Source organism: Pseudomonas sp. GL93, from assembly GCF_003408955.1.
GTDB classification, from domain to species: domain Bacteria; phylum Pseudomonadota; class Gammaproteobacteria; order Pseudomonadales; family Pseudomonadaceae; genus Aquipseudomonas; species Aquipseudomonas paracarnis.
The window spans coordinates 47,842-69,892 of the sequence record NZ_NKRF01000061.1; the positions used below are offsets into that span (position 1 = coordinate 47,842).

The 22,051-nt window shown below is 60.0% G+C and carries 24 protein-coding genes and 1 tRNA gene; 7 read left to right on the plus strand and 18 right to left on the minus strand.

Annotated features, from left to right (window positions below; all coding sequences use genetic code 11):
* Positions 1-65 precede the first annotated feature (65 nt).
* Positions 66-539 carry a heme-binding protein gene (locus CER19_RS10340; RefSeq protein ID WP_116666349.1) on the plus strand — a complete coding sequence of 158 codons (474 nt, stop codon included), beginning with the start codon at positions 66-68 and terminating at the stop codon, positions 537-539.
* A gap of 27 nt (positions 540-566) precedes the next feature.
* Positions 567-977: a hydroxyisourate hydrolase gene (gene uraH / locus CER19_RS10345; protein WP_014716425.1), complete on the plus strand. Its 411-nt coding sequence runs from the start codon at positions 567-569 to the stop codon at positions 975-977.
* On the opposite strand, the gene CER19_RS10350 is transcribed toward uraH, so the two are convergent.
* On the minus strand, positions 972-1,658 hold the full coding sequence (locus tag CER19_RS10350) for a Crp/Fnr family transcriptional regulator (protein WP_116666350.1): 687 nt from the start codon (positions 1,656-1,658) through the stop codon (positions 972-974). The genes uraH and CER19_RS10350 overlap by 6 nt on opposite strands.
* Positions 1,659-1,741: 83 nt before the next feature.
* Here CER19_RS10350 and CER19_RS10355 point away from each other — a divergent pair, with 83 nt between their 5' ends.
* A complete protein-coding gene (locus CER19_RS10355; protein ID WP_116666351.1) occupies positions 1,742-2,269 on the plus strand; it encodes a DUF962 domain-containing protein in 528 nt (175 codons plus the stop codon).
* 107 nt (positions 2,270-2,376) lie between these two features.
* On the opposite strand, the gene CER19_RS10360 is transcribed toward CER19_RS10355, so the two are convergent.
* The 6 genes from CER19_RS10360 to dibA form a co-directional block, all read right to left on the minus strand.
* A complete protein-coding gene (locus tag CER19_RS10360; RefSeq protein ID WP_072434693.1) occupies positions 2,377-3,345 on the minus strand; it encodes a sulfate/molybdate ABC transporter ATP-binding protein in 969 nt (322 codons plus the stop codon).
* Between the two features lie 3 nt (positions 3,346-3,348).
* A complete protein-coding gene (cysW, locus tag CER19_RS10365) occupies positions 3,349-4,221 on the minus strand; it encodes a sulfate ABC transporter permease subunit CysW (RefSeq protein ID WP_014716421.1) in 873 nt (290 codons plus the stop codon).
* 13 nt (positions 4,222-4,234) lie between these two features.
* Positions 4,235-5,053, minus strand: a complete 819-nt coding sequence (gene cysT, locus CER19_RS10370; RefSeq protein WP_003187564.1) for a sulfate ABC transporter permease subunit CysT — start codon at positions 5,051-5,053, stop codon at positions 4,235-4,237.
* A gap of 141 nt (positions 5,054-5,194) precedes the next feature.
* Positions 5,195-6,205: a sulfate ABC transporter substrate-binding protein gene (locus CER19_RS10375; RefSeq protein WP_003187562.1), complete on the minus strand. Its 1,011-nt coding sequence runs from the start codon at positions 6,203-6,205 to the stop codon at positions 5,195-5,197.
* Positions 6,206-6,269: 64 nt separating this feature from the next.
* Positions 6,270-6,452 (minus strand): sulfur starvation response protein OscA, encoded by a 183-nt coding sequence (gene oscA / locus CER19_RS10380; protein WP_003170956.1) that lies wholly within the window; start codon positions 6,450-6,452, stop codon positions 6,270-6,272.
* A gap of 295 nt (positions 6,453-6,747) precedes the next feature.
* A complete protein-coding gene (gene dibA / locus CER19_RS10385) occupies positions 6,748-8,664 on the minus strand; it encodes a phosphodiesterase DibA (protein WP_116666352.1) in 1,917 nt (638 codons plus the stop codon).
* Positions 8,665-8,830: 166 nt separating this feature from the next.
* Between dibA and desA the strand changes: the two genes are divergently transcribed.
* Positions 8,831-10,015 carry a delta-9 fatty acid desaturase DesA gene (desA, locus tag CER19_RS10390; protein WP_116666353.1) on the plus strand — a complete coding sequence of 395 codons (1,185 nt, stop codon included), beginning with the start codon at positions 8,831-8,833 and terminating at the stop codon, positions 10,013-10,015.
* Between the two features lie 188 nt (positions 10,016-10,203).
* A complete protein-coding gene (locus tag CER19_RS10395; RefSeq protein WP_116666354.1) occupies positions 10,204-11,205 on the plus strand; it encodes a sensor domain-containing diguanylate cyclase in 1,002 nt (333 codons plus the stop codon).
* A 99-nt stretch (positions 11,206-11,304) separates the two neighbouring features.
* Here CER19_RS10395 and CER19_RS10400 read toward each other — a convergent pair whose 3' ends face one another.
* The 11 genes from CER19_RS10400 to CER19_RS10450 form a co-directional block, all read right to left on the minus strand.
* Positions 11,305-12,507: an HDOD domain-containing protein gene (locus tag CER19_RS10400; protein WP_116666355.1), complete on the minus strand. Its 1,203-nt coding sequence runs from the start codon at positions 12,505-12,507 to the stop codon at positions 11,305-11,307.
* Between the two features lie 213 nt (positions 12,508-12,720).
* Positions 12,721-13,998, minus strand: coding sequence for a 4-aminobutyrate--2-oxoglutarate transaminase (gene gabT / locus CER19_RS10405; protein ID WP_116666356.1), 1,278 nt, complete (start codon positions 13,996-13,998; stop codon positions 12,721-12,723).
* A gap of 177 nt (positions 13,999-14,175) precedes the next feature.
* Complete coding sequence (gene gabD, locus CER19_RS10410) at positions 14,176-15,618, minus strand: NADP-dependent succinate-semialdehyde dehydrogenase (protein WP_003187552.1); 1,443 nt, start codon at positions 15,616-15,618, stop codon at positions 14,176-14,178.
* Between the two features lie 419 nt (positions 15,619-16,037).
* On the minus strand, positions 16,038-16,352 hold the full coding sequence (locus tag CER19_RS10415) for a RebB family R body protein (protein WP_003187551.1): 315 nt from the start codon (positions 16,350-16,352) through the stop codon (positions 16,038-16,040).
* 50 nt (positions 16,353-16,402) lie between these two features.
* A complete protein-coding gene (locus CER19_RS10420; RefSeq protein ID WP_003187550.1) occupies positions 16,403-16,717 on the minus strand; it encodes a RebB family R body protein in 315 nt (104 codons plus the stop codon).
* Positions 16,718-16,797: 80 nt separating this feature from the next.
* On the minus strand, positions 16,798-17,109 hold the full coding sequence (locus tag CER19_RS10425) for a hypothetical protein (protein ID WP_116666357.1): 312 nt from the start codon (positions 17,107-17,109) through the stop codon (positions 16,798-16,800).
* Positions 17,110-17,149: 40 nt separating this feature from the next.
* Positions 17,150-17,776 (minus strand): hypothetical protein, encoded by a 627-nt coding sequence (locus tag CER19_RS10430; protein WP_003187547.1) that lies wholly within the window; start codon positions 17,774-17,776, stop codon positions 17,150-17,152.
* 82 nt (positions 17,777-17,858) lie between these two features.
* Positions 17,859-18,431 carry a hypothetical protein gene (locus CER19_RS10435; RefSeq protein ID WP_116666358.1) on the minus strand — a complete coding sequence of 191 codons (573 nt, stop codon included), beginning with the start codon at positions 18,429-18,431 and terminating at the stop codon, positions 17,859-17,861.
* An 18-nt stretch (positions 18,432-18,449) separates the two neighbouring features.
* Positions 18,450-18,677 carry a RebB family R body protein gene (locus CER19_RS10440; protein ID WP_003187543.1) on the minus strand — a complete coding sequence of 76 codons (228 nt, stop codon included), beginning with the start codon at positions 18,675-18,677 and terminating at the stop codon, positions 18,450-18,452.
* A gap of 103 nt (positions 18,678-18,780) precedes the next feature.
* The gene (locus tag CER19_RS10445; RefSeq protein ID WP_172415492.1) at positions 18,781-19,323 is read right to left on the minus strand and encodes an RNA polymerase sigma factor; all 543 of its coding nucleotides are present in this window, start codon (positions 19,321-19,323) and stop codon (positions 18,781-18,783) included.
* Positions 19,324-19,410: 87 nt separating this feature from the next.
* Positions 19,411-20,127, minus strand: a complete 717-nt coding sequence (locus tag CER19_RS10450) for a Crp/Fnr family transcriptional regulator (protein WP_116666359.1) — start codon at positions 20,125-20,127, stop codon at positions 19,411-19,413.
* Positions 20,128-20,322: 195 nt separating this feature from the next.
* On the opposite strand from CER19_RS10450, the gene CER19_RS10455 reads away from it, so the two are divergent.
* Positions 20,323-20,399 (plus strand) — tRNA-Arg (locus tag CER19_RS10455).
* 265 nt (positions 20,400-20,664) lie between these two features.
* The gene (locus CER19_RS10460) at positions 20,665-22,044 is read left to right on the plus strand and encodes a HEPN domain-containing protein (protein WP_116666360.1); all 1,380 of its coding nucleotides are present in this window, start codon (positions 20,665-20,667) and stop codon (positions 22,042-22,044) included.
* Positions 22,045-22,051: the final 7 nt, after the last annotated feature.

A 22,051-nucleotide genomic window follows, 5' to 3' on the forward strand; every position in this document is an offset into this window, starting at 1 on the left:
CAATTGTGCGGCTTTTGTCCGCGTCCGCTGGTTACCGTGACGGCCTGCTTTCTGGAGCCCTCACTATGTACCGCACTGCCTTGTTCCTGAGCCTCGCCGTGGCCACCGTCGCCCAGGCGGCGCCACAGTTACCACGCCACGCCGAGCTGGATTTGCACACCGCTCGCCAACTGGCCGACGCCAGCCTGGCCCATTGCACCGCGGCGCTGACCGTACTCGACCGCGGTGGCAACCTGTTGCTGGGCCTGCGCGCTGACGGTGTCGGCCCGCACAACAGCCTCGCCAGCCAACGCAAGGCGTACACGGCGCTGTCGACAAAAAACCCGACCCGGTTGTTTGCCGAACGGGCGCGTAATAACCCCGAGGCCGCCAACCTCAACAGCTTGCCCGAACTGCTGTTGCTCGGCGGTGGCGTGCCGCTGTTTGCCGATGCCGAACTGGTCGGTGCCCTCGGCATCGCCGGTGCCGGTGGCGCCGCGCAGGATGAAGCCTGCGCCGTACAGGCCGCCGAGCAACTGGGCTTGAAAATCACCCCTTGATTCCCCCTCCCTCAAAAGGACTTCGCGATGAAAACCTTGAGCATGACCCTCGCCGCACTGAGCCTGAGTGGCCTGTGCAACCTGGCCCTGGCCGACGGCAACCCCCTGAGCGTGCACGTACTCAACCTGGAAAATGGCCTGCCAAGCGCCGGGGTCAATGTCACCCTTGAACAGCACGTGGGCGATAAATGGCAGTCGCTGTCTGAAGGTGTGACCAACCAGCAGGGCCGCATCGCCGAACTGTTCCCGGCCAACCGCAGCATGCAACCGGGCGAGTACCGCGTGGTGTTCAAGACTGGCGATTACTACAAGAAGGCGAACCGCGAGACGTTCTTCCCCGAGGTGCCGGTGATTTTCCAGGTCAAGCAGGCCGACCAGCACTACCACATCCCGCTGCTGCTCAGCCCTTACGGCTTCTCCACCTATCGCGGTTCATAGGCCCGCGGCCAGCCGCAGCCCATTGAGGTCGCGTATCTCGATGGCGCCGTAACTCAAGCCGATAATGCCCTGTTGCTCCAGCGCTTTGAGCAGACTGTTGATGGTCTGGCGCGACAGGCCCAGCATCGCCGCCAGATCCTCCTGGGGCAGTTGCAGCACGCGGCGCGCCTGCTCCACTTCGCCGTAGCCTTGGGCGATCATCAGCAACCGATGAGCCAGGCGCACCGACGCAGGCATCAGGCTTATCTGTTCGATATTGATCAACGACAGCCGCAGTTTATGGCTCATCAACAGGGCCATCTCTCGCCAGAACAGCGGACGCTGTTCGAGAATGCCGAGCATCGCCGCCTGCGGTACCTGCAACAGCCTGCATGCGCCGGTGGCCAGGGCATCGTGGGTGCGCGGCAGATTGTCGAACAGGCAGATCTCGCCGAACCAGTAGGGCGTTTCCACCAGGCTCAACACCGCTTCCTTGCCTTGGGCACTGACCGCACTGATGCGCACCGTGCCTTCCAGCACCGCATACACGCCGCACGGCGGGTCACCGCGCTTGAACGGGTCCTGCCCCGCCGTCAGCACACGCAACCGTGCCGCCTCCAGCAAGCTACGCTGCAAGTCAGGCGGCAAATGGCTGAACCAATGACCGCGAGCCAATTGCGCATGCCATGTCGCTGTGTCCATGCGAACTCCGAAGATTGTCGCCCAGTTGACAGTTAGGCACCGACTGACAGGGCATGATCAAACATCCTACAGGAGGAACAACAATGAAAAGCCTCGTCGACCACCTCAGTCAATACGCCGCGTACCACCGCGACCCACGCAACATCGCCAGCCACTTCATCGGTATTCCGTTGATTGTAGTGGCGGTGGCCGTGCTGCTGTCGCGCCCCGAATGGTCAGTGGGCGGGCTGTGGCTATCACCTGCGGTGCTGTTGGCGCTGTTTTCGGCGTGGTTTTATCTGCGCCTGGAACTGGCCTTGGGCGTGTTGATGACGGTGCTGATGGGCTTGTCGGTGTGGGCCGGGCATGTGCTGGCGGCGCAAAGCACGGTGGTGTGGCTGAGCAGCGGCGTGGGCATGTTTGTGGTGGGCTGGGTGATTCAGTTCGTCGGGCATTACTACGAAGGCAGGAAGCCTGCGTTTGTGGACGATGTGTCGGGGCTGATCGTGGGGCCGTTGTTTGTGGTGGCGGAGTTGGCGTTTTTGCTGGGGTTGCGGCAGGACCTCAAGCGGCAGATTGAAGAGCGTTCGGGGCCCATGACTCGCCGCGACCTTAAGCCAAGCGAGGTCTAAATGTGGGAGCGGGCTTGCTCGCGAATGCGATGTGTCAATCACTGCATCTGTTACTGCACTACCGCTTTCGCAGGCAAGCCAGCTCCCACAGGAGTTTTGTGTTGGGCTTAGGTTTTGGGTTTGAAGAACAGGGTCTCGCCCCGCGCCAGGCCGGTGAGGCTGTCATGGTCTTTCACCACTTCAGCCTCGATCAGTTCACTTTGGCCCTCAACCTTGAGCGTAACCCGCGTGGTCGCGCCCAACGGCCGAATATCCCGCACCTGCGCCGCATGGTGATCCTCCAGCTCATGGCGCGACAGCGACACTTCGTGAGGGCGGAACAGCAGGTGCTTGTCTTCGCCCAAATGCAAGCGGTTGGAGTCACCCAGGAAGTGATAAACAAAATCGCTGGCCGGGTTTTCGTAGACGTCGCCCGGTGAACCGATCTGCTCGATCACGCCCTTGTTCATCACCACGATACGGTCGGCAACTTCCATGGCCTCTTCCTGGTCGTGGGTCACGAATACCGAGGTCAGGTTAATGTCTTCGTGCAGGCGCGCCAGCCAGCGGCGCAGTTCTTTACGCACCTTGGCGTCGAGGGCGCCGAAGGGTTCGTCGAGCAGCAACACCTTGGGCTCCACCGCCAGGGCGCGGGCCAGGGCGATACGCTGGCGCTGGCCACCGGAGAGTTGTTCCGGGTAACGGTCGGACAGCCAATCAAGCTGCACCATGTTCAGCAGCTCATGAACCTTGCTCGCGATCTGGCTTTCGGTGGGGCGTTGGTTTTTCGGCTTCATGCGCAGGCCGAAAGCGACGTTGTCGAACACGGTCATGTGACGGAACAACGCGTAGTGCTGGAACACAAAGCCCACGTTGCGATCACGCACATCGTGGCCGGAGACGTCTTCGCCATGGAACACGATGCTGCCAGCATCCGGGGTTTCCAGGCCGGCAATGATGCGCAGCAGCGTGGTCTTGCCGCAGCCGGACGGGCCCAGCAACGCCACCAGCTCGCCACTCTGGATATCCAGGTTGATGCTGTCCAGGGCCTTGAAGGCGTTGAAGTTCTTGCTGACATTACGGACTTCGATCGACATGACTTATTCCTCACCCGCGCTGTTGCGCAGGCGGTTGATTCGGTTCTCGCTCCACTGCTTGAGCAGCAGGATGAAGAGCGCCAGGATCAGCAACAGGCTGGCCACCGCAAACGCGGCAACGTGGTTGTATTCGTTGTAAAGAATCTCGACATGCAGCGGCAGCGTGTTGGTGACGCCGCGAATGTGACCGGACACCACCGACACCGCGCCGAACTCACCCATGGCCCGCGCCGTACACAGCACCACGCCGTAGATCAGGCCCCACTTGATGTTCGGCACGGTGACATGCCAGAACATCTGCCAGCCATTGGCGCCCAGCAGGCGCGCGGCTTCTTCTTCCTGGGTGCCCTGCTCCTGCATCAGCGGGATCAACTCACGGGCCACGAACGGCACGGTGACGAAGATGGTCGCCAGCACGATGCCCGGCAGGGCGAACACGATCTGGATGTCATGCTCTTGCAGCCACGGCCCGAAGAAGCCCTGGGCGCCGAACATCAACACGTACACCAGGCCGGCGATCACCGGCGAGACCGAGAACGGCAGGTCGATCAGCGTGACCAGGATGCTCTTGCCACGGAACGAGTACTTGCTCACGCACCAGGCGGCGCTGACGCCGAACACCAGGTTGAGCGGCACCGAAATCAGCACGGCGATCACCGTGAGCTTCAGCGCCGACAGCGCGTCTGGTTCAAGGATTGCGGTGAAGAACGTGCCGAGGCCGTTCTTCAAGCCCTGGGACACCACCACCAGCAATGGCAGCAGCAGGAACAGCACGAACACCAGCCAGCCAAGGCCGATCAGGATACGTCGCGAGGTCGCGCTGCCACGACGGGCGGCGTTGGCCGAGGACGCGGCGGAAATAGACGATTGGGACATGTTCCGCGCCTCCTTATGGACGTTCGATGCGCCGCTGCAACAGGTTGATCAGCAGCAGCAAGACAAAGGACACCACCAGCATCAGCACACCAATGGAGGTGGCGCCGCGGTAGTCGTATTGGTCGAGCTTGACCATGATCAGCAATGGCAGGATTTCGGTTTTCATCGGCATGTTGCCGGCGATGAAGATCACCGAACCGTACTCACCCACGCCTCGGGCAAACGCCAGGGCGAAGCCGGTCAGCCAGGCGGGCAACAATGCCGGCACAAGGATGTAGCGGAACACTTGCAACGGCTTGGCACCGAGGCAGGCGGCGGCCTCTTCGATTTCCCGGGGGATATCGGCCAGTACCGGCTGCACCGTGCGCACCACGAAGGGCAACGTAACGAACGTCAGCGCCAGGGTGATACCCAGGGGGGTGTAGGCGATCTTGAAACCCAGGTCGGCGGCAAACTGGCCAACCAGGCCGTTGGGCGCGTACAGCGCCGTCAGCGCGATACCGGCGACGGCGGTGGGCAGGGCGAACGGCAGGTCGATCATCGCGTCGATGACCTTGCGCCCGGGGAAGGTGTAGCGCACCAGCACCCAGGCCAGCAGCGTGCCGATCACGCCGTTGATGAGTGCGGCGTACAGCGCGGTGCTGAAGCTCAGCTTCAAGGCCGCCAGTACGCGAGGTGCGGAAATGATGTTCCAGAACTGATCCCAGGTGAGTTGAGCGGCGTGTACAAACATCGCCGCCAGGGGGATGAGTACGATCAGGCTGAGGTACACCACGGTGTAGCCCAGCGTCAGCCCGAAGCCGGGTATGACGGGGGAGATACGACGCGACATAAGAGTCCTTGGTTAAAGGGTAAACACTACTGTAGGAGCGAGCTTGCTCGCGAAGAACTCAAAGGCACCGCGCTCATTCAGCCTGTACGCGTTATCGTTGAAGATCTTCGCGAGCAAGCTCGCTCCTACAGGTACTTTGGCTTATTGCGCCGTGTAGATCTGGTCGAACACGCCACCGTCATTGAAGAATTTCGGTTGGGCAGTTTTCCAGCCGCCGAAGTCTTTGTCGATAGTCACCAGGTCCAGTTTCGGGAACTGCTGGGCGTATTTGGCGGCGACTTTTTCATCCCGTGGACGGTAGAAGTTCTTCGCCGCAATCTCCTGGCCCGCCGGGCTGTACAGGTGGTTGAGGTACGCCGTGGCGATCTCGGTGTTGCCCTTTTTCTCGGCGTTCTTGTCGACCACGGCCACAGGCGGTTCCGCCAGGATCGACAGGGACGGCACTACGATGTCGAACTTGTCGGCGCCGCCGTCTTCCTTCAAGGCGAGGAACGCCTCGTTTTCCCATGCCAGCAGCACATCACCCTGGCCGTTGTTGACGAAGGTAATGGTAGAACCGCGCGCGCCGGTGTCCAGTATCGGGACGTGCTTGAACAGCTCTTTGACGTATTCCTGGGCCTTGGCTTCGCTGCCGCCGGCCTTGAGGCCGTAGGCCCAGGCGGCGAGGAAGTTCCAGCGTGCACCGCCGGAGGTTTTCGGGTTGGGCGTGATCACCGACACGTCTTTCTTGATCAGGTCGCCCCAGTCCTTGATGCCCTTGGGGTTGCCCTTGCGCACCAGGAACACAATGGTGGAAGTGTACGGCGTGCTGGCGTCCGGCAGGCGGGTCTGCCAGTTCTCCGGCAGGGTTTTGCCCAGCTTGGCGATTTCGTCGATGTCACCGGCCAGGGCCAGGGTGACGACGTCGGCGCGCAGGCCATCGATCACCGCCCGGCCTTGTTTGCCCGAGCCACCGTGGGACTGCTGGATCTTGACGTTGTCGCCGGGGTGGGACTGTTTCCAGAAGCTGGTGAATTCAGCGTTGTAGTCCTGGTACAGCTCACGGGTGGGGTCGTACGAGACGTTGAGCAACTCGTAGTCCTTGGCAACGGCGGAACCGGCAAACACGGCACTGGCCAATGCGGCCAAGGCATAACGGCGAATCGACGACATAGAAGCTCCTGAAATTCTTGAGTGTTGGCTTTTCTTGTAATTGCGGGTCTATCGCCGTTCTTGCTCAGCTCGGTTTGTTACCGGGGTTCTGCAGACGGAATTTTTCCTTGCGTTCGATCTGTACCACTTGGGCGTTGTGTACGGTGATTTCCACCGCGCCAAACCGCAGGTCGCGCAGGGCGCTCTGGATTTCACGCAAAATGGCTGCTTCGTCCTGGCCGTCAACGCTACGTAGAGATGCGCTCATGGTCTCGCTCCTGAAATGAGAAGTGCCTGGCAGTGGCGGCACTGCTTGCGGCGTGAGGGCGATAGTAGATAAGCGCGGATATTCTTAAAAATACTATTTAAGAATGTTTATATAACCAGAAAGAATTTTCTGACGGGGCATGGGGTTGCAAGGGTTTCGACAGAAAAAACTCTCCTGCACAGGCGCCGCAGAACCCTGTGGGAGCTGGCTTGCCTGCGAAAGCGGTGGTGCAGTTACAGATGCAGTGACTGACACACCGCCTTCGCGGGCAAGCCCGGCTCCCACATTGACCGCGTCAGTCCTGGCGGATCAGCGGTGCCCGCGTCCAATCAATCTCCTGGGCCGGCATCGGCCGTCCAAACCAATACCCCTGACCCATGTCGCATTCCTGATCCAGAAGGAATCGCGCCTGTTCCACCTGCTCGATCCCTTCGGCATGCACCTGCATGCCCATGCTTTTGGCCAGGGCGATCACCACGCGCACAATCGCCGCGTCGTCTTCGTCCCACGGCAAGCCCGCCACAAAGCCCTGGTCGATCTTGAGCTTCTGCACCGGCAGGCGTTTGAGGCGCAGCAACGAGGAATAGCCGGTGCCAAAGTCGTCGATCGCCAGGCGCAGGCCCAGTTCGCGCAGGCGGTGCAGTTGCTCCAGCGCGACTTCCGGGTCGTCCATCACTGCGCTCTCGGTGACTTCCAGCTCCAGGAAGGCCGGATCCAGCCCAGTGGCGTGCAGCACTTGGGCCACTTGCTCATACAGCTCGCGCCGGGCAAACAGGCGGCTGGAGACATTGATTGCGATAAAGCTCAGCGGCGCGCCGTCGGCCAGCCATTGGCGCATCTGGCGGCAGGCCTGGTCCATCACCCATGCATCGATGTCGGCAATCAGCCCGGTGCGCTCGGCGATGGGAATGAATTCGCCCGGGGGTACCAGGCCGCGTTCCGGGTGCTGCCAGCGCACCAGTGCTTCAACGCCGACCAAACGGCTGTCGTGCAGGTCGTGCACCGGCTGGTAATAGACGCGCAGCTCATGTTGGTCGAGGGCGCGGCGCAGTTCGCCGGCGATTTCCACCCGGTGCTGGGCGTGGGCGGTCAGCTCTTCGGTATACAACGCGTAGCCTTCGCGCCCGGCGCTCTTGGCCTTGAACAACGCGGAATCGGCGTTGCGCAGCAATTGTTCGGCGCTCAGGGCGTCACTGGGGAACAGGCTGATACCGATACTGGCGCTGATAAACAGCTGGTTGCCGTCAAAAATGAACGGATCCTTCATGGCGTTGAGCATGCGCTGCGCCAAGGCCGCCGCTTGCACCACCTGCGGGCAGCTTTCTGCCAGCACGGCAAATTCGTCGCCCCCCAGGCGCGCCAGGGTAACCCCCGGCCCAAACAGGCCGCCGAGGCGTTCGGCCACCAGCTTGAGCAACTGATCGCCGACGTTATGGCCCAGGCTGTCGTTGATGATCTTGAAGTGGTCCAGGTCCATCAACAGCAGAGCGCAGCCACGCTTGTGCACCTGGGCAGAGGCCAGGGCCTGCTCGGCGCGATCGGTAAACAAGAGGCGGTTGGGCAGGTCGGTGAGCGGGTCGTGATGGGCCAGGTGCGCCAATTCGTGCTCAGAGTTCTTCATGGCGCTGATGTCCGAGAACACCGCGACGTAGTGGCTGACCTTGCCCTGGTCGTCGTGAATCACGCGGATGGTTTGCCACTGGGGGTAAACCTCGCCGCTTTTACGTCGGTTCCAAATTTCGCCGCTCCATTCGCCGGTGCTTTCCAGGGCCTGGAACATTTGCTGGTAGAAATGCGCCGAGTGGCGCCCGGACTTGAACAGGCTTGGCCGCTGGCCCATCACGTCGTGGCGCTGGTAGCCGGTGATCTCCATGAACGCGCGGTTGACGTGCACGATCAGCCCCTGAGTATCGGTGACCAGCACCCCTTCGCGGGTGCAATCGAACACCGCAGCGGCCTGGCGCAGGCGCTCGCGATTTTCTTTCAGGGGTTGTTGCAACGCGTGGGCGCGGGCAAAACGCCGGCCTATCCAGTAAATGAGCAACGCGCTGAGGCTGACCCCCACGTACCCACGCGCCTGCAGCCAGTGCCCCAGCTCCATGGGTTCATCGATAAAGTTGATTAATAGGTAATTGCTGAGCTGGAGCCAAACGATAGAAACCAGCAGGTACACCAACCCCGCACGTAGGGCACCTCGGTATGAAAACAGCATATGCTTAGTAATCCTTACTAAATAACCAGAATCGCCCTACAAAGGATCCGGATTATAGAGGAGGAAACACTTTGTAAGTCTTATCTGAAACGGTGACTGGTTTTATCTGCAAAGGAAGTGATAATGCGGGTGCTGTTTTTTTCTTTATCTGAGGGCCATACAGCCTATGTGGTACAACGGTTTTCTTGATCTGTCCGCCTGGCAACTGGTGGCAGTCACGCTGTTGATGACCCACGTGACCATTATTGGGGTCACTGTCTATCTGCACCGTTATTCGGCCCATCGCTCGCTCGAGCTCAATGCCGGCCTTAAACATTTCTTCCGCTTCTGGCTGTGGCTGACCACGGCGCAGAACACCCGCGAATGGACCGCCATCCACCGCAAGCACCACGCCAAGTGCGAAACCATCGATGACCCGCACAGCCCGGTGATCAAGGGCTTGTCCACCGTGCTACGCAAAGGTGCCGAGCTGTACCGCGCCGAGGCGGAAAACCCCGAGACTCTGCGCATCTACGGCAAGAACTGCCCGGATGACTGGATCGAGCGCAATCTCTACACGCGCTACCCGTTGCTGGGCGTGGCGCTTATGGGCGTGATCGACCTGCTGCTGTTCGGCACCATCGGTATCACCATCTGGGCGATCCAGATGATGTGGATCCCGTTCTGGGCCGCCGGCGTGATCAACGGCCTGGGGCATGCCGTGGGCTATCGCAACTTCGAATGCCGTGACGCCGCCACCAACCTGGTGCCGTGGGGCATCATCGTCGGCGGCGAAGAGCTGCACAACAACCACCACACCTACCCTAACTCGGCCAAGCTGTCGGTGAAGAAGTGGGAATTCGACCTCGGTTGGGCCTGGATCAAAGTGTTCAGCTTCCTGCGCCTGGCCAAGGTGCAGCGTGTAGCGCCCATCGCCCACCGCGTCGAAGGCAAGGGTAGCCTGGACATGGACACCGCCATGGCGATCCTCAACAACCGCTTCCAGATCATGGCCCAATACCGCAAGTTGGTGATTGGCCCACTGGTCAAGCAGGAGCTGGAGAAGGTCGATCATTCGGTGCGCCACCAGTTCCACCGCGCCAAGCGCCTGCTGTCGCGGGAAACCAGCTTGCTGGAAGACCGCCATCACCTGCGCATCCAGAGCATGCTGGAACACAGCCATGCCCTCACGGTGATCTACGAAAAGCGCCTGGCGCTGCAGCAGATCTGGCTCAAGACCAGTTCCAACGGCCACGACATGCTGGCCGCGATCAAGGAATGGGTGCATGAAGCCGAGGCCAGTGGCATCCAATCCCTGCGCGATTTTGCCCACCAGTTGAAGACTTACTCGTTGCGTCCTACAGCGGTGTGAGGGTGCGTTGGGAGGGTTCGCCCTCCCACACACTGGCTTTTTGGCGTCATTTTCCGGGCACCGTCAATCCACGCCGTTCACGGAACTTCACTGCAATTCCCCTCTCTCAAAGAACACTTCGCCATCATGGTGACCCCTTGTAGTGACCGCTTTTGTACCCTGCGGCGCGCCCAGAGAGAGTTGTACCGATGGTTCACGAAAAGCCCAGCCTGCCCGATGTGCCCACCGCAGAGCCGCCGCGCCCGGCCGCGGCGGCGACCCTGTTGGCGCTTATGCATGCTCAAGGTGAAGTCGAGCGGCTGAGTGAGCGTGAGCAACTGCTCAGTTCCCTGCTGGTCAGCGTGAACGCCGTGCTGTGGGCCATCGATTGGGAAACACGCCGCGTGCTGTATGTGAGCCCGGCCTACGAGCGCCTGTTTGGCCGCTCTGCCGGCCTGCTGCTGGCCGACCACCGGGAATGGCGCAACAGCGTTCACCCCGAAGACCTCGACTACGCCGAACACAGCCTGGCCCGCGTGCTGGAACAGGGCGCCGTGGAGGACCGCGAGTACCGCATCATCACCGCTGACGGGCAGATCCGCTGGTTGAGCGACAAGTGCTACATCAACCAGCAGGTGGTGCCCGGTGAAGCGCTGATCGTGGTGGGCATCGCCGAAGACATCACCGAAAAGAAGCAACTTGAGCTGGAACTGCATCGCCTCGCCCCCCCCGACGTGTTGACCCAAAGCAGCAACCGCCGACACTTCTTCGAACTCGCCAACCAGGCCTTCGACAACGCCTGCGTGCAGGGCACCCCGCTGGCGTTCCTGTTGCTGGACATCGATGACTTCAAGGACGTCAACGACACCTACGGCCACCTGGAGGGCGACCAGGTGCTGCGGCGCATCGCTGAGAGCGGTCGCGGGGTATTGCGCCGTGGCGACCTGTTCGGGCGCGTTGGCGGCGAAGAATTTGCTGCTGTGCTGCCGGGTTGCCCACCGGAGATGGCCCTGCAGGTTGCCGAGCGGTTGGGCAAGGAAATCCAGGCGTTGGTGTTCAGCTACGAGGGGCATGAATTCAATGTGACTGTCAGCCAGGGCCTGGCCGGCCTGCGCGAAGACGACTCCACCCTCGACAGCTTGTTTGCGCGAGCGGATGCGGCGATGTACGAGGCAAAACGCCAAGGCAAGAACCGCGTTATAGCCGGTTAATACCGATCAACTGTGGGAGCTGGCTTGCCTGCGATGGCGTCTTGGCTGACCCACCGCTATCGCAGGCAAGCCAGCTCCTACATGCATTCGGTGTGTGTTTCAGGTTTTGCGCACTCGGGTCAGTTCCGGCAAGCCGACCTTGAGCAGCCGCGCGGTCTTGCTGCCCGCAAGTTCTTCCAGCCCTTCGTGCTCAGTCAGCCGCGCCATTTGCACTGCGAGGTTCACCACTAGGGCTTCGCGCGAATACACCCCGCCTTCAAGTGAATAGATCCCCGCGATCAACTGCCGCAACTCCAGCGGCAAGCGCCAACGCGTGCGCAACGCCGAACCGTAGGCCGCGCCAAAGGCGTCGAGGGATTCGCCTATGGCTTCGTCATCCAGTGCGCCGCCGCCCTGGCGCCAGTCCTCCAGGCAGCGCAACAAGGCCAGGTCGCCCAAGCGGTGCAGGATGCAGGCGCTGTAGCAGCGCTGGTGATCGAGCTCCAGCATGCGCGCCAGGCGCCGGGCGTAGTCGGCGCTGTCTTGGGACAGTTGCCAGTGCCGCTCGGCGTAGGCCACCAGCCCAGGGTCGCCCAACACCACGTTGTGCTTGAGCGCCAGGCCCAGGATGAGGTTCATGCTCTGGCCGGGCACCAACTTGTGCAGGGCCTCTGGCAGGGTCTGCACCGGCGTGCCGTGGTAGCCGGCGCTGTTGGCGGCGGCGATCAGTACGGCGGTGATTTGCGGGTCGCTGTGTACCTGATCTTCCAACTGCTTGAGGTCCAGGCCTTCGGGGCCGAGGCTGCGTTGCACGGCGGCTTTCACGTCCACGCGCAAGGGCGCGCCATCGCAGACCTCGCGGCGCCGCTCAAGGAAGGCTGGCAACGTCATGCCCGGCGCCAGCGGTGGGATTTCGCAGTACACGCTTTCGCCTTCGTTGAGCAGCAGGTCTTGCAAGCGCTGGGTCAGGCTTTCCATGTTCAGCGGGCGAGTCAGGTAGGCGGTGGGCGCCAGGGGCAAGGCTTCGCGCACGCTGGCGCTGTCGTTGCGACTGCTCAGCAAGATAAATGGCAGCGAACGGCGCTTCTGGCGCACGCTGCGCAGCAGGCTCAGGCCATCCACGCCCGGCAGCTCCCAATCCGCCAGGATCAGGTCATAGGTTTTTTCGCCCAACAGCGTGGCGGCGTGCTGCCCATCGGCGCACACATCCAGCCGTGCGTCACAGCGCACATTCAACAGCACTTGCTTGAGCAGGTCCCGCGACCAAGGGTCTGCTTCGGCAATTAACACTCGGGGTACAGCGGGTAAATCAACAGCAGTCATCCAGCACGCTCCATCGGCAATGCTTGCACCTTAGACAATGCAGGCGCGTGCGTACAATGACGCAGACACAAAAAAACCGCCGAAGCGGTTTTTTGCTTTTTCTTTTTGTAGGAGCGAGCTTGCTCGCGAAGGTCGTCAACGAAAACGCGGGCACTCATTGAAACGCGGTGCCTGGGAGTTTTTCGCGAGCAAGCTCGCTCCTACAGGGGCGTGTCAGAGTTCGGAGAAGCACTCTTCGATAATCGCCAGGCCTTTGTCCAACTGCTCGTCCGGCGAGGTCAGGGGCACCAGTACGCGCAATACGTTGCCGTAGGTACCACAGGACAGCAGGATCAGGCCCTTGTCACGCGCCTTGGCCACCACGGAGGCAACTGCAGCAGCGTTTGGCTTGTGGGTGTCGCCGTCTTCGAACAGCTCGACCGCGATCATCGCGCCCAGGGCACGCACTTCGCCGATCACCGGGTACTTGGCCTGGATGGCCTTGAGGCCGGTCACCAGGCGCTCGCCCACGGCCTTGCAGCGGTCCAGCAGGTGCTCTTCTTCGAACACTTCCATCACGGCCAGGGCCGCGGCGCAGGCGATCGGGCTACCGGCATAGGTACCGCCCAGGCCGCCTGGGGCGATGGCGTCCATGTACTCGGCCTTGCCGCACACACCGGCCAGCGGGAAGCCGCCCGCGATGGATTTGGCGAAGGTGGTCAGGTCGGCGGCAACGCCCATCTGTTCCATGGCGAAGAAGGTACCGGTACGGCCAGCACCGGTTTGCACTTCGTCGGCGATCAGCAGGATGCCGTGCTTGTCGCACAGTTCGCGCAGGCGCTTCATGAAGGCTTTTGGCGCGACGTAGAAACCGCCTTCGCCCTGCACCGGTTCGATGATGATTGCAGCGATATCACGCGGCTCGGCATCGTTCTTGAAGATGCGCTCGATGCTGGCGATGGAGTCGTCGACGCTCACACCGTGCAGGTCGTTGGGGTACAGCGCACGGAACACGCCGCCCGGCATCAGGCCCATGCCGGCCGAGTAAGGCACGACCTTACCGGTGAGGCCCAGGGTCATCATGGTGCGGCCGTGGTAAGCACCGGTGAAGGCGATCACGCCGGCACGGCCCGTGGCGGCGCGGGCGATTTTCACGGCGTTTTCTACCGCTTCGGAACCGGTGGTGACCAGCAGGGTTTTCTTGGCGAAATCACCTGGCACCTTGGCGGCGACTTTTTCGCACACTTCTACGTAGGGCTCGTAGGCCAATACCTGGAAGCAGGTGTGGGTCAGCTTGTTGAGTTGCGCGGTCACGGCCGCGATGATTTTCGGGTGCACGTGGCCGGTGTTCAGCACAGCGATACCGCCGGCGAAGTCGATGAACTCGCGACCTTCAACGTCGGTCACGGTGGCGTTCTTCGCGGAGTCGGCGAAGATCGGGTGAATCTGGCCAACACCGCGCGGTACAGCGGCTTCGCGGCGTTTCATCAGGGATGCGTTGGTCTTGCTCATAAAGTCCTCATTCGCCGCTCATCGGGCGGCGTAGCTCAAGGATAGGTGGCGGGGAGGCAACTACGGCAGCATGCGATGATCGACTGCCACAGCTTTCCCGGCCACTGCGAATAACCATGTGAAACACGCAAAGGGGCAGCGCTCTCGTGCCCTCTGCGTTTACTGCAAGCCCGTGCCTTAGATACCCAGGCAGAGGTATTTGATTTCCAGGTAGTCCTCGATCCCGTACTTGGAGCCTTCACGGCCCAGGCCCGAGGCCTTGATGCCGCCAAACGGCGCCACTTCGTTGGAGATCAACCCGGTGTTGACGCCGACCATACCGTATTCCAGGGCCTCGGCCACACGGAACACACGGCCCAGGTCGCGGGCGTAGAAGTAGGAGGCCAGGCCGAACTCGGTGTCGTTGGACATGGCGATCACTTCGGCTTCGTCTTTGAAGCGGAACAGCGGCGCCAGCGGGCCGAAGGTTTCTTCCTTGGCGACGGCGGCGTTTTTCGGCACGTCGACCAGGATGGTCGGTTCGAAGAAGTTGCCTTCCATCACCTTGCCACCGGCCAACAGCTTGGCGCCTTTGCTCAGGGCATCAGCGATATGTTCCTGCACCTTGGCCACGGCTTTTTCGTCGATCAGCGGGCCGGTGGTGGTGCCGTCTTCCAGGCCGTTGCCGATCTTCAGTTTGGTCACCGCCACCTTGAGCTTTTCAGCGAACGCGTCATACACCGAATCCTGAATGTACAGGCGGTTGGCGCACACGCAGGTCTGGCCGTTGTTGCGGTACTTGGAGATGATCGCGCCTTCGACGGCCTTATCCAGGTCGGCGTCGTCGAACACGATGAACGGTGCGTTACCGCCCAACTCCAGGGAGACTTTCTTGATGTCCTTGGCGCATTCGGCCATCAGCTGGCGACCGATTTCGGTCGAGCCGGTGAAGGACAATTTACGCACGATGGGGTTGCTGGTCAGCTCGCCGCCGATGTCGCCAGCGCTGCCGGTGACCACACTGAGCACGCCTTTGGGGATACCGGCGCGGTGCGCCAGCTCAACCAGGGCCAGGGCCGAAAACGGGGTTTGCGAGGCCGGCTTGATCACCATGGTGCAACCGGCGGCCAGGGCCGGGCCGGCTTTGCGGGTGATCATCGCAGCAGGGAAGTTCCACGGGGTGATGGCTGCGGTCACGCCGATAGGCTGCTTGATCACGATCAGGCGCTTGTCGGGCTGGTGGCCGGGAATCACGTCACCGTAGATGCGCTTGGCTTCTTCAGCGAACCACTCGATAAAGGAGGCGGCGTAGACGATTTCACCCTTGGCTTCGGCCAGTGGCTTGCCTTGTTCGAGGGTCATCAGGCGGCCGAGGTCGTCCTGGTTTTCGATCAGCAGCTCAAACCAGCGGCGCAGCTTGTTGGCGCGCTCCTTGGCAGTGAGTGCGCGCCAGGCCGGCAGGGCCTTGTCGGCGGCTTCGATGGCGCGGCGGGTTTCCGCGGCGCCCATCTTCGGCACGGTGCCGAGAATCTCGCCCGTGGCCGGGTTGTTGACCTTGATGGTTTGACCATTGTCCGCATCGACCCAAGCGCCATCAATGAAGGCTTGCTGGCGGAACAACTGGGTGTCTTTAAGCTGCATGTCGGCTTTCCTTAACAGCACCGCGCGCACGCGGAGCGAATTAGAGTTGTTGAAAGGCGCCTTGTGGGCAATGTAGTTGTAGGAGCGAGCTTGCTCGCGAAAAATTCAAAGGCGTCGCGTAAAACCAGAAACGCTGCGTCATCGTTAACGATTTTCGCGAGCAAGCTCGCTCCTACATGGCATCAGCCTGGGCTGCCGTCAGGGAAATCAGTCCAGCACGCCAGCATAGGTGAAAAGCGCGCGGGAGACAGAGCGTTTGAAATCTCAAACGAATCCTAGGATCAATGGGGGTACAGGGCAATAGTCTGTTCGAAAAAAAGAACGATTATGGCGCATCTGGTTCATCTTTCGGATCAAACGCACACACGACAACAGCCCCGGAGCCTTGTGGGCGCCGGGGCTGTTGGGGGCCTTGCAGCTTAAGGTTGGAACGACTTGAGCACGGCCAGCAGGCTGGTCAAGTTGTCGGCCACGCCGCCCTGGGCGACTTTTTCGGTGGCGGCGGCACCAGCGGTGGTGTCGACACTGTAGATCTGCATCACGCCCTGGTTGGTGGCCGCCTGAGCCAGGGTGTTTTGTTGCTGTTGGGCTGAGACCGAGTTCTGGAACAGGATCGCCGTGGCCTGGCCCATGGATTGGTAAATGGTGCTCATGGCCATCGCGGGTGATTCGGCAACCACCTTGACGTTGGTCTGGGTAACGGCATCGGTGATTTGCGGGCTGACTGTACTCATGGTTGAAACTCCTGGGTTGAGAAAGAACAACATCCGTTATTGCTCAGTGCTTAAGGCTGGAACGACTTGAGCACGGTCAACAGGCTGGTGAGGTTATCCGACACGCCGCCCTGGGCGACCTTCTCGGTGGCCGCCGCACCTGCGGTGGTATCGACGCTGTAGATCTGCATCACGCCCTGGTTGGTGGCAGCCTGAGCCAGGGTGTTTTGCTGCTGTTGGGCCGACACGGCGTTCTGGAACAGAATCGCCGTGGCCTGCGCCATGGATTGATAAATAGTGCTCATCGCCATCGCTGGCGATTCGGCCACCACTTTGACGTTGGTCTGGGTGACCGCGTCGGTAATTTGCTCGTTGACTAATGGCATGATCAATTTCCTTATTTAGTACACGGTGCATTCCGTGTTCATCAATGAACGTTGCGAAACAGGCGCTGTGAAACGCGGGGTCAAGGTTTTGCAGTGGGGCCCAGCGCCGCTTCAATCTGGGTGATCAACCCTTGGATCAGTGCCTGCACTTCCTTGCGTTGCGCATCCTGGTCGGGCGCTGCGCCGTCCAGCACCTGGCGCAGGGCCGCTTCACGTTGCTGGGCAGCGGTCTTGAGCGCTTGTTCGTTGGCCTTCGATTGCTCAAGCACTTGGGTGGCGCGCTTGAGGGTTTCGTCGACGATGGCCTGGGGCGTTCCGGCGAAAATCTGCGGGTTACGCAGCATCGCTTCGAGCCGTTGGCGGTCATCGGTGGACAGGACCGAGGGTTGCATATCGACCTCCTTAGGGGCTGCCTTGGCGGCGACACGCCCGCTAAAGCCGCACCTCAACGTTGTCCTGCCAGAAACCGGCAAAGTAAAAATGCGGCGAGGAATCACAGAAGGTCGCCAACTCCGCAGGCGTTATGGCGCTGGGCTGGTTGGGGAAAATGGCAGGCGGAGGCGGTAGCAGGTTGGCCTCGTTGTAGAGGTTGCCGACTTCATAGCAGTTGGCCGCGAACTGCGAACAAAAGGACCCGCTGCCAATGTCGATGGACTCGTTGATCCGCGTCACCAGGCTGGTATCGGAAGTCCAGCGCCGAAAGGCTGAGATCATCGCGTTCCACACGCTATAGCGGCCCCGGATATCACCGCCGATCTTGTCGAAATAGAACTGCTTGGCAGCCACCGTCGCCGCCTCGCCCAACTCGGTATCCACGCAGGAAAACACCATCGCCGAGCGCGGCGGTTTTTCCAGGCTCAGGTCGGTCAGGGCCAGGCCGCTGCCGACACTTTCGATCACCATCGTGTCGCTCACCGCAATCGCCGGATGCACCACGTTCAGGTACGTCGTGTCCTGCGAGAACACCTTGGCCTTGACCAGTTGACCGGCTTTGATAAACGCCCGCGTTGCGCTGTCATCATCTTGTTTGACAGAAAAAATAATATCTCCAGGCTGCATGATGTCGCTCCTCACTCAAGAAAAGTTGCTTTCAAGTTGCTGTTGCACCGCCCCAGCAGAACGCCAGAGCGCTGTGCTCGGTTCAGGTCGCTGGCGCGGCCCGGTTGGCCAGGGTGCTCGCGTACTTGGCGATGCTCTGGTCGATCTTGTCGATGGCAACGCTCGCGGCTTCGGCTTCCATCGCCCCGGCAGCGGCGGCCACAGCGGCAGCGGCGCCCACCAGCAGGTCGGTGGCCAAGGCGCCCAAGGCGTCTTCGGCAGCGGCCGGCAGGTTGTCCTTGACGATGTTCTCGGTCATTTGCTGGAGCAGCACGGCCTGGGCCGCCAACGCGATCTTGCTGACCCCGTCGAAGTACCCCGCCGCCGCCTGCGCGACCAGCCCGGCCGCCTGGCTGATCATCATGTCGGCCGGCACCGCGATCTGCGCCGGCGCATAGGCAAAGTTCTGCGAATTGGTGAACTGCACCGCCTGCACGATCTGGCTATTGAGCGCCGCCGTGCTATCGGATGACGGCGCGCTCACCTGGTTGAGCAGGTGCTCGTTCATGCGCGCCATGATCGAGCGCGAGGCCGGTGCGGCGGGGGCCGGCGCAGGTGGATCGGCGGCGGGCGTTGCTTGGGAGGCGGCGGGTTTCTTTCTGCTGAACCACGACATAATCGATCTCCCGAGGGCTCAGCCCTTCTCGCCAATCTGCATGATCAGCGCCACGGCCTTGGAGATCACCGCGTTGGAAATCTGATTCATCGCCTGCTGGCTGTTGACCGCGTTCTGCAACGACAGGCCCGCCGCGCTGCTGGCCACCTGGTACAGCGACGCGATGGCCTGGGCCGGCGCCTCGGCCACCACCTTGACGTTGGTTTGAGTGACCGCGTCGGTGATCTGGCTGTTGACCTCTGTCATACATCTCTCCTTGATGGCATTCACCCAGGTTTGGGTGTGGATAGCGGCGGCGTGCTGCGCTCATACCACTAGAACGCCCCACGCCAACGTCTGTGAATCGCCTTCAGCGCAAGGCACTGCGCAGCAGTTGCACACGCTTGCGCACCAGCGGCAGCTTCACGTGCAACTCGGCGGCGATTTGCGGGTAAGGCAGGTCGTCGACAAAACGCATCTCGAACAAGCGCTGCTGCAACAGCGGTAACCGTGCAACATGCGCCTCGATCTGCTCCAGGCGCTCATAACATTCCACCCGCTCCAGCACCGAAGCGCAGGGCGCGGCGAGCGCGGCCAGGTGATCGTGCTCAAGGTCCACCGAATCATCGAACAGCCGCCCCTCGCGCTTGCTGCGCCGCAAGCTGTCGAGAAACACATGGTCGAGCACCAGAAACAGAAACCCCTCTGGGTCACGAATGCGCTCCGGCGAGCGCCGAAAAAACAACAGGGCCTTGATCGCCGTGGCCGCCAACCACTCCTGGCCCTGATCCAGATTGCCCTTGGCCCGCCGCAACGCCCGGCGCCTGAGCTCGCCGTGCACAGCGCGCCAACTCGCTTCGAACAAACGGTCATCGGCGGCCCATTGATCCTTGAACTGAACAGTCATCCCCATCGCCAGCACTCCTGTGCATCCTTGATGAAGGGCCAGTCTGCGAGGGCTCGACGGGGGTACGCTGTTACCTGGGGAACACTACGGCAACTAATTCAAGGCAAACGCCTTGCGCCGCAAATGCTCAAGATCGTTGATCACCATGCGCTCCAGATTGCCGCTGATCACGCCACTGCGCCGCCACACTTGCAGCTGCACATTAAGCTTGGGGCGGCTGGTATTCAGCATCGACGCCAACACCCCCTGGCTGGCGGGCAGCGACACACTGGGCAAGGCCAACGCCAGGTCGATCTCGCCCAGGTTGGCCAACAAAAACCGCGCCAAGCGCGACTCCAGCCGATGCAGGCACACCAACTCCAGCAACTCGATGGCGTGCAGCAAACGCAGCATCATCAGCATCAACAAACGCCGCAGAAACACCGGTTCCTCAAACAACACAGCAAAATGCCGGCTACCCAACTGCAACAACCGCGTGGGCCCGCTGGCAAAGGTGGAAGACTCGCGCCCATGATCCTTGATCAACGCCGTCTCCCCCACCACCTGCCCGGCCCCGGTACTGCCGATGATCTGCTCTCGACCATCGGGCCCATGCACCACCGAATAAATCCGCCCCTCCACCACCAGCGCAATGAATTCGAGGGTGTCGTCCTTGAAATACAACAGCTCACGATCATCCAGCGTGCGCTCCACCATATGAGTGGCCACGTAGCGCAAGAGATGCTCCGGCATACCTCGAAACAAATCGGAGCGAGCCAGCAGGGTTTGTCTGAGCGGGAGATCGAGCATCACGGTTCCTTTGGAATGCATGCGTTCACCTGAGGAATTGCGGCGTGGAAGCGGGTTAAAGCCACAAGAGCAAAGCAAACAAAGGGACGTGCGGCGCGGGGAGTTGTGAATGAGGGTGGCGATTAGCCATTTTTTGTCGGAAATGGACGACAGGGGGCGGGGGAAATGCCGGAATGGACGCATCAGGTCGACATGGGTATGATGTCGCCCGCACAAGCATCCGTAGCTCAGCTGGATAGAGTACTGCCCTCCGAAGGCAGGGGTCGTGGGTTCGAATCCCGCCGGGTGCACCAGATATGAATGAAAAAGCCCCAGGTCGAGAGATCTGGGGCTTTTTTGGTTTTTGGGGTTGGGGAGTGGTGTTGGGAGGGAGTTGAGCGGGGTTTTGGTTTGGGCTGTCTGGGATTGCCGCCCCCTTTTTCGCCGTGAAAATAAATCTGGCCCTCTTTTTCCTCTTTTTCCTTGTACCCCTAAGTAAGCTGTATCTCATTCTCCTCGCTAGACAAATCGCGACAAATACCGGCAGAGTGCCACTGCTTTGACAAAGGGAAATTGGAAATGTACTTAGCTGCTGACGTAGTGAGAAACGGGTTCTTTTTCAGCCCTGATAACGTTAATAAACGATATCCAGGAATACTAACCGTCTCAAATGGTGGGCGGATATCGCTTGAAATTACAACGGATGAAGACGCGTTTACGACCTTCGATGAGATGGTTATCGGTCGCTTAATTGGTCAGGTCGAGGGTGGATACTTAACACTGGAGGGGTGCGAGTACAGAAATATGAGCTTTTCGTTTCCAGGCACAACTTCGAAGTCGCTAATAGCTGCGCAACTCGCATTTGTCGGTGCAGGCTTATCCGGGCCTACGAAATTTAGATCATTACAATTTTGCGTAGACAATCTCAGCGAATGGCTTGGAAAGTCGGCTTTTAAAATTGCAATTGGCAACTCCACTGAAGATTGGAGCCTTACTTTACAGAGGCCTGAACCCGTCGAATACGAGCTATTCGATGGAACTAAACTTATCATCGGCATGAATGTCAGAGTTCCAGGAGGAACAAAATATCCAAATATGGAGCTTTACCAGCAGGCATATATCCAAGTTACTCCCGTTGAGTCTCAAAACTTTGACTTTTTTCAATCGATTTCACATCGAATCACTCGCTTTCTATCTTTCGTGATCGGCCAACCTGTAGCAATTCATTCTCTAAAAGCGAAGGTAGATGATCCAGAAGTAGACGAGATACATCAGTGGCTGGATATTTACTTCCAAAGCTTAAATAACTCCGCCCAAAAACCTCTCAAATCAAACGAAATGCTCTTAAACTTTTCAAATATCTCGTCACGCCTCGGTAATCTACTGTCTCTGTGGCTAAAGGAATATGATAACTTGAGCCCAGCCCTCCACCATTATTTCTCGGTTCAAGACGATAGCCACGCATATATCGATAGTAAGTTCCTATCAATGGCCCAAGCACTTGAAGCCTTTCATCGTAGAACATCTGACACAAGAAAATGGTCAAAAAAAGACTACAAAGAAAAAATAACATCAATTTTGAAAACATGTCCGATAGAAGAGCGCGAATGGCTAAAGCAGAAGCTTAACTACGGATATGAACTTTCTTTTGGCGAAAGATTACATTTATTAATTGATGACATAGCGGAAGTTTTTGGAGGATCCAAAAATGCGGATGCTATCGTTCAGGGCACTGTGAGAACTAGAAATTATCAAGCTCACTATGATCCTCAAGGAGCAAGAAAAGCAATCAAAGGAGTGCGTCTTGTGTCACTGATTTTTCGTCTTCGGGTCTTGTTCGCATTAAGATTGCTCATTCGCCTTGGACTAACCTCGCAGGAAGCAATAAAGTTGACCAAAGTCCCTCCGCTCGCACTCCTTCTAAGAAACGCCAATTTCATCGAGCAAAATAACGAGTAGCCCCTAA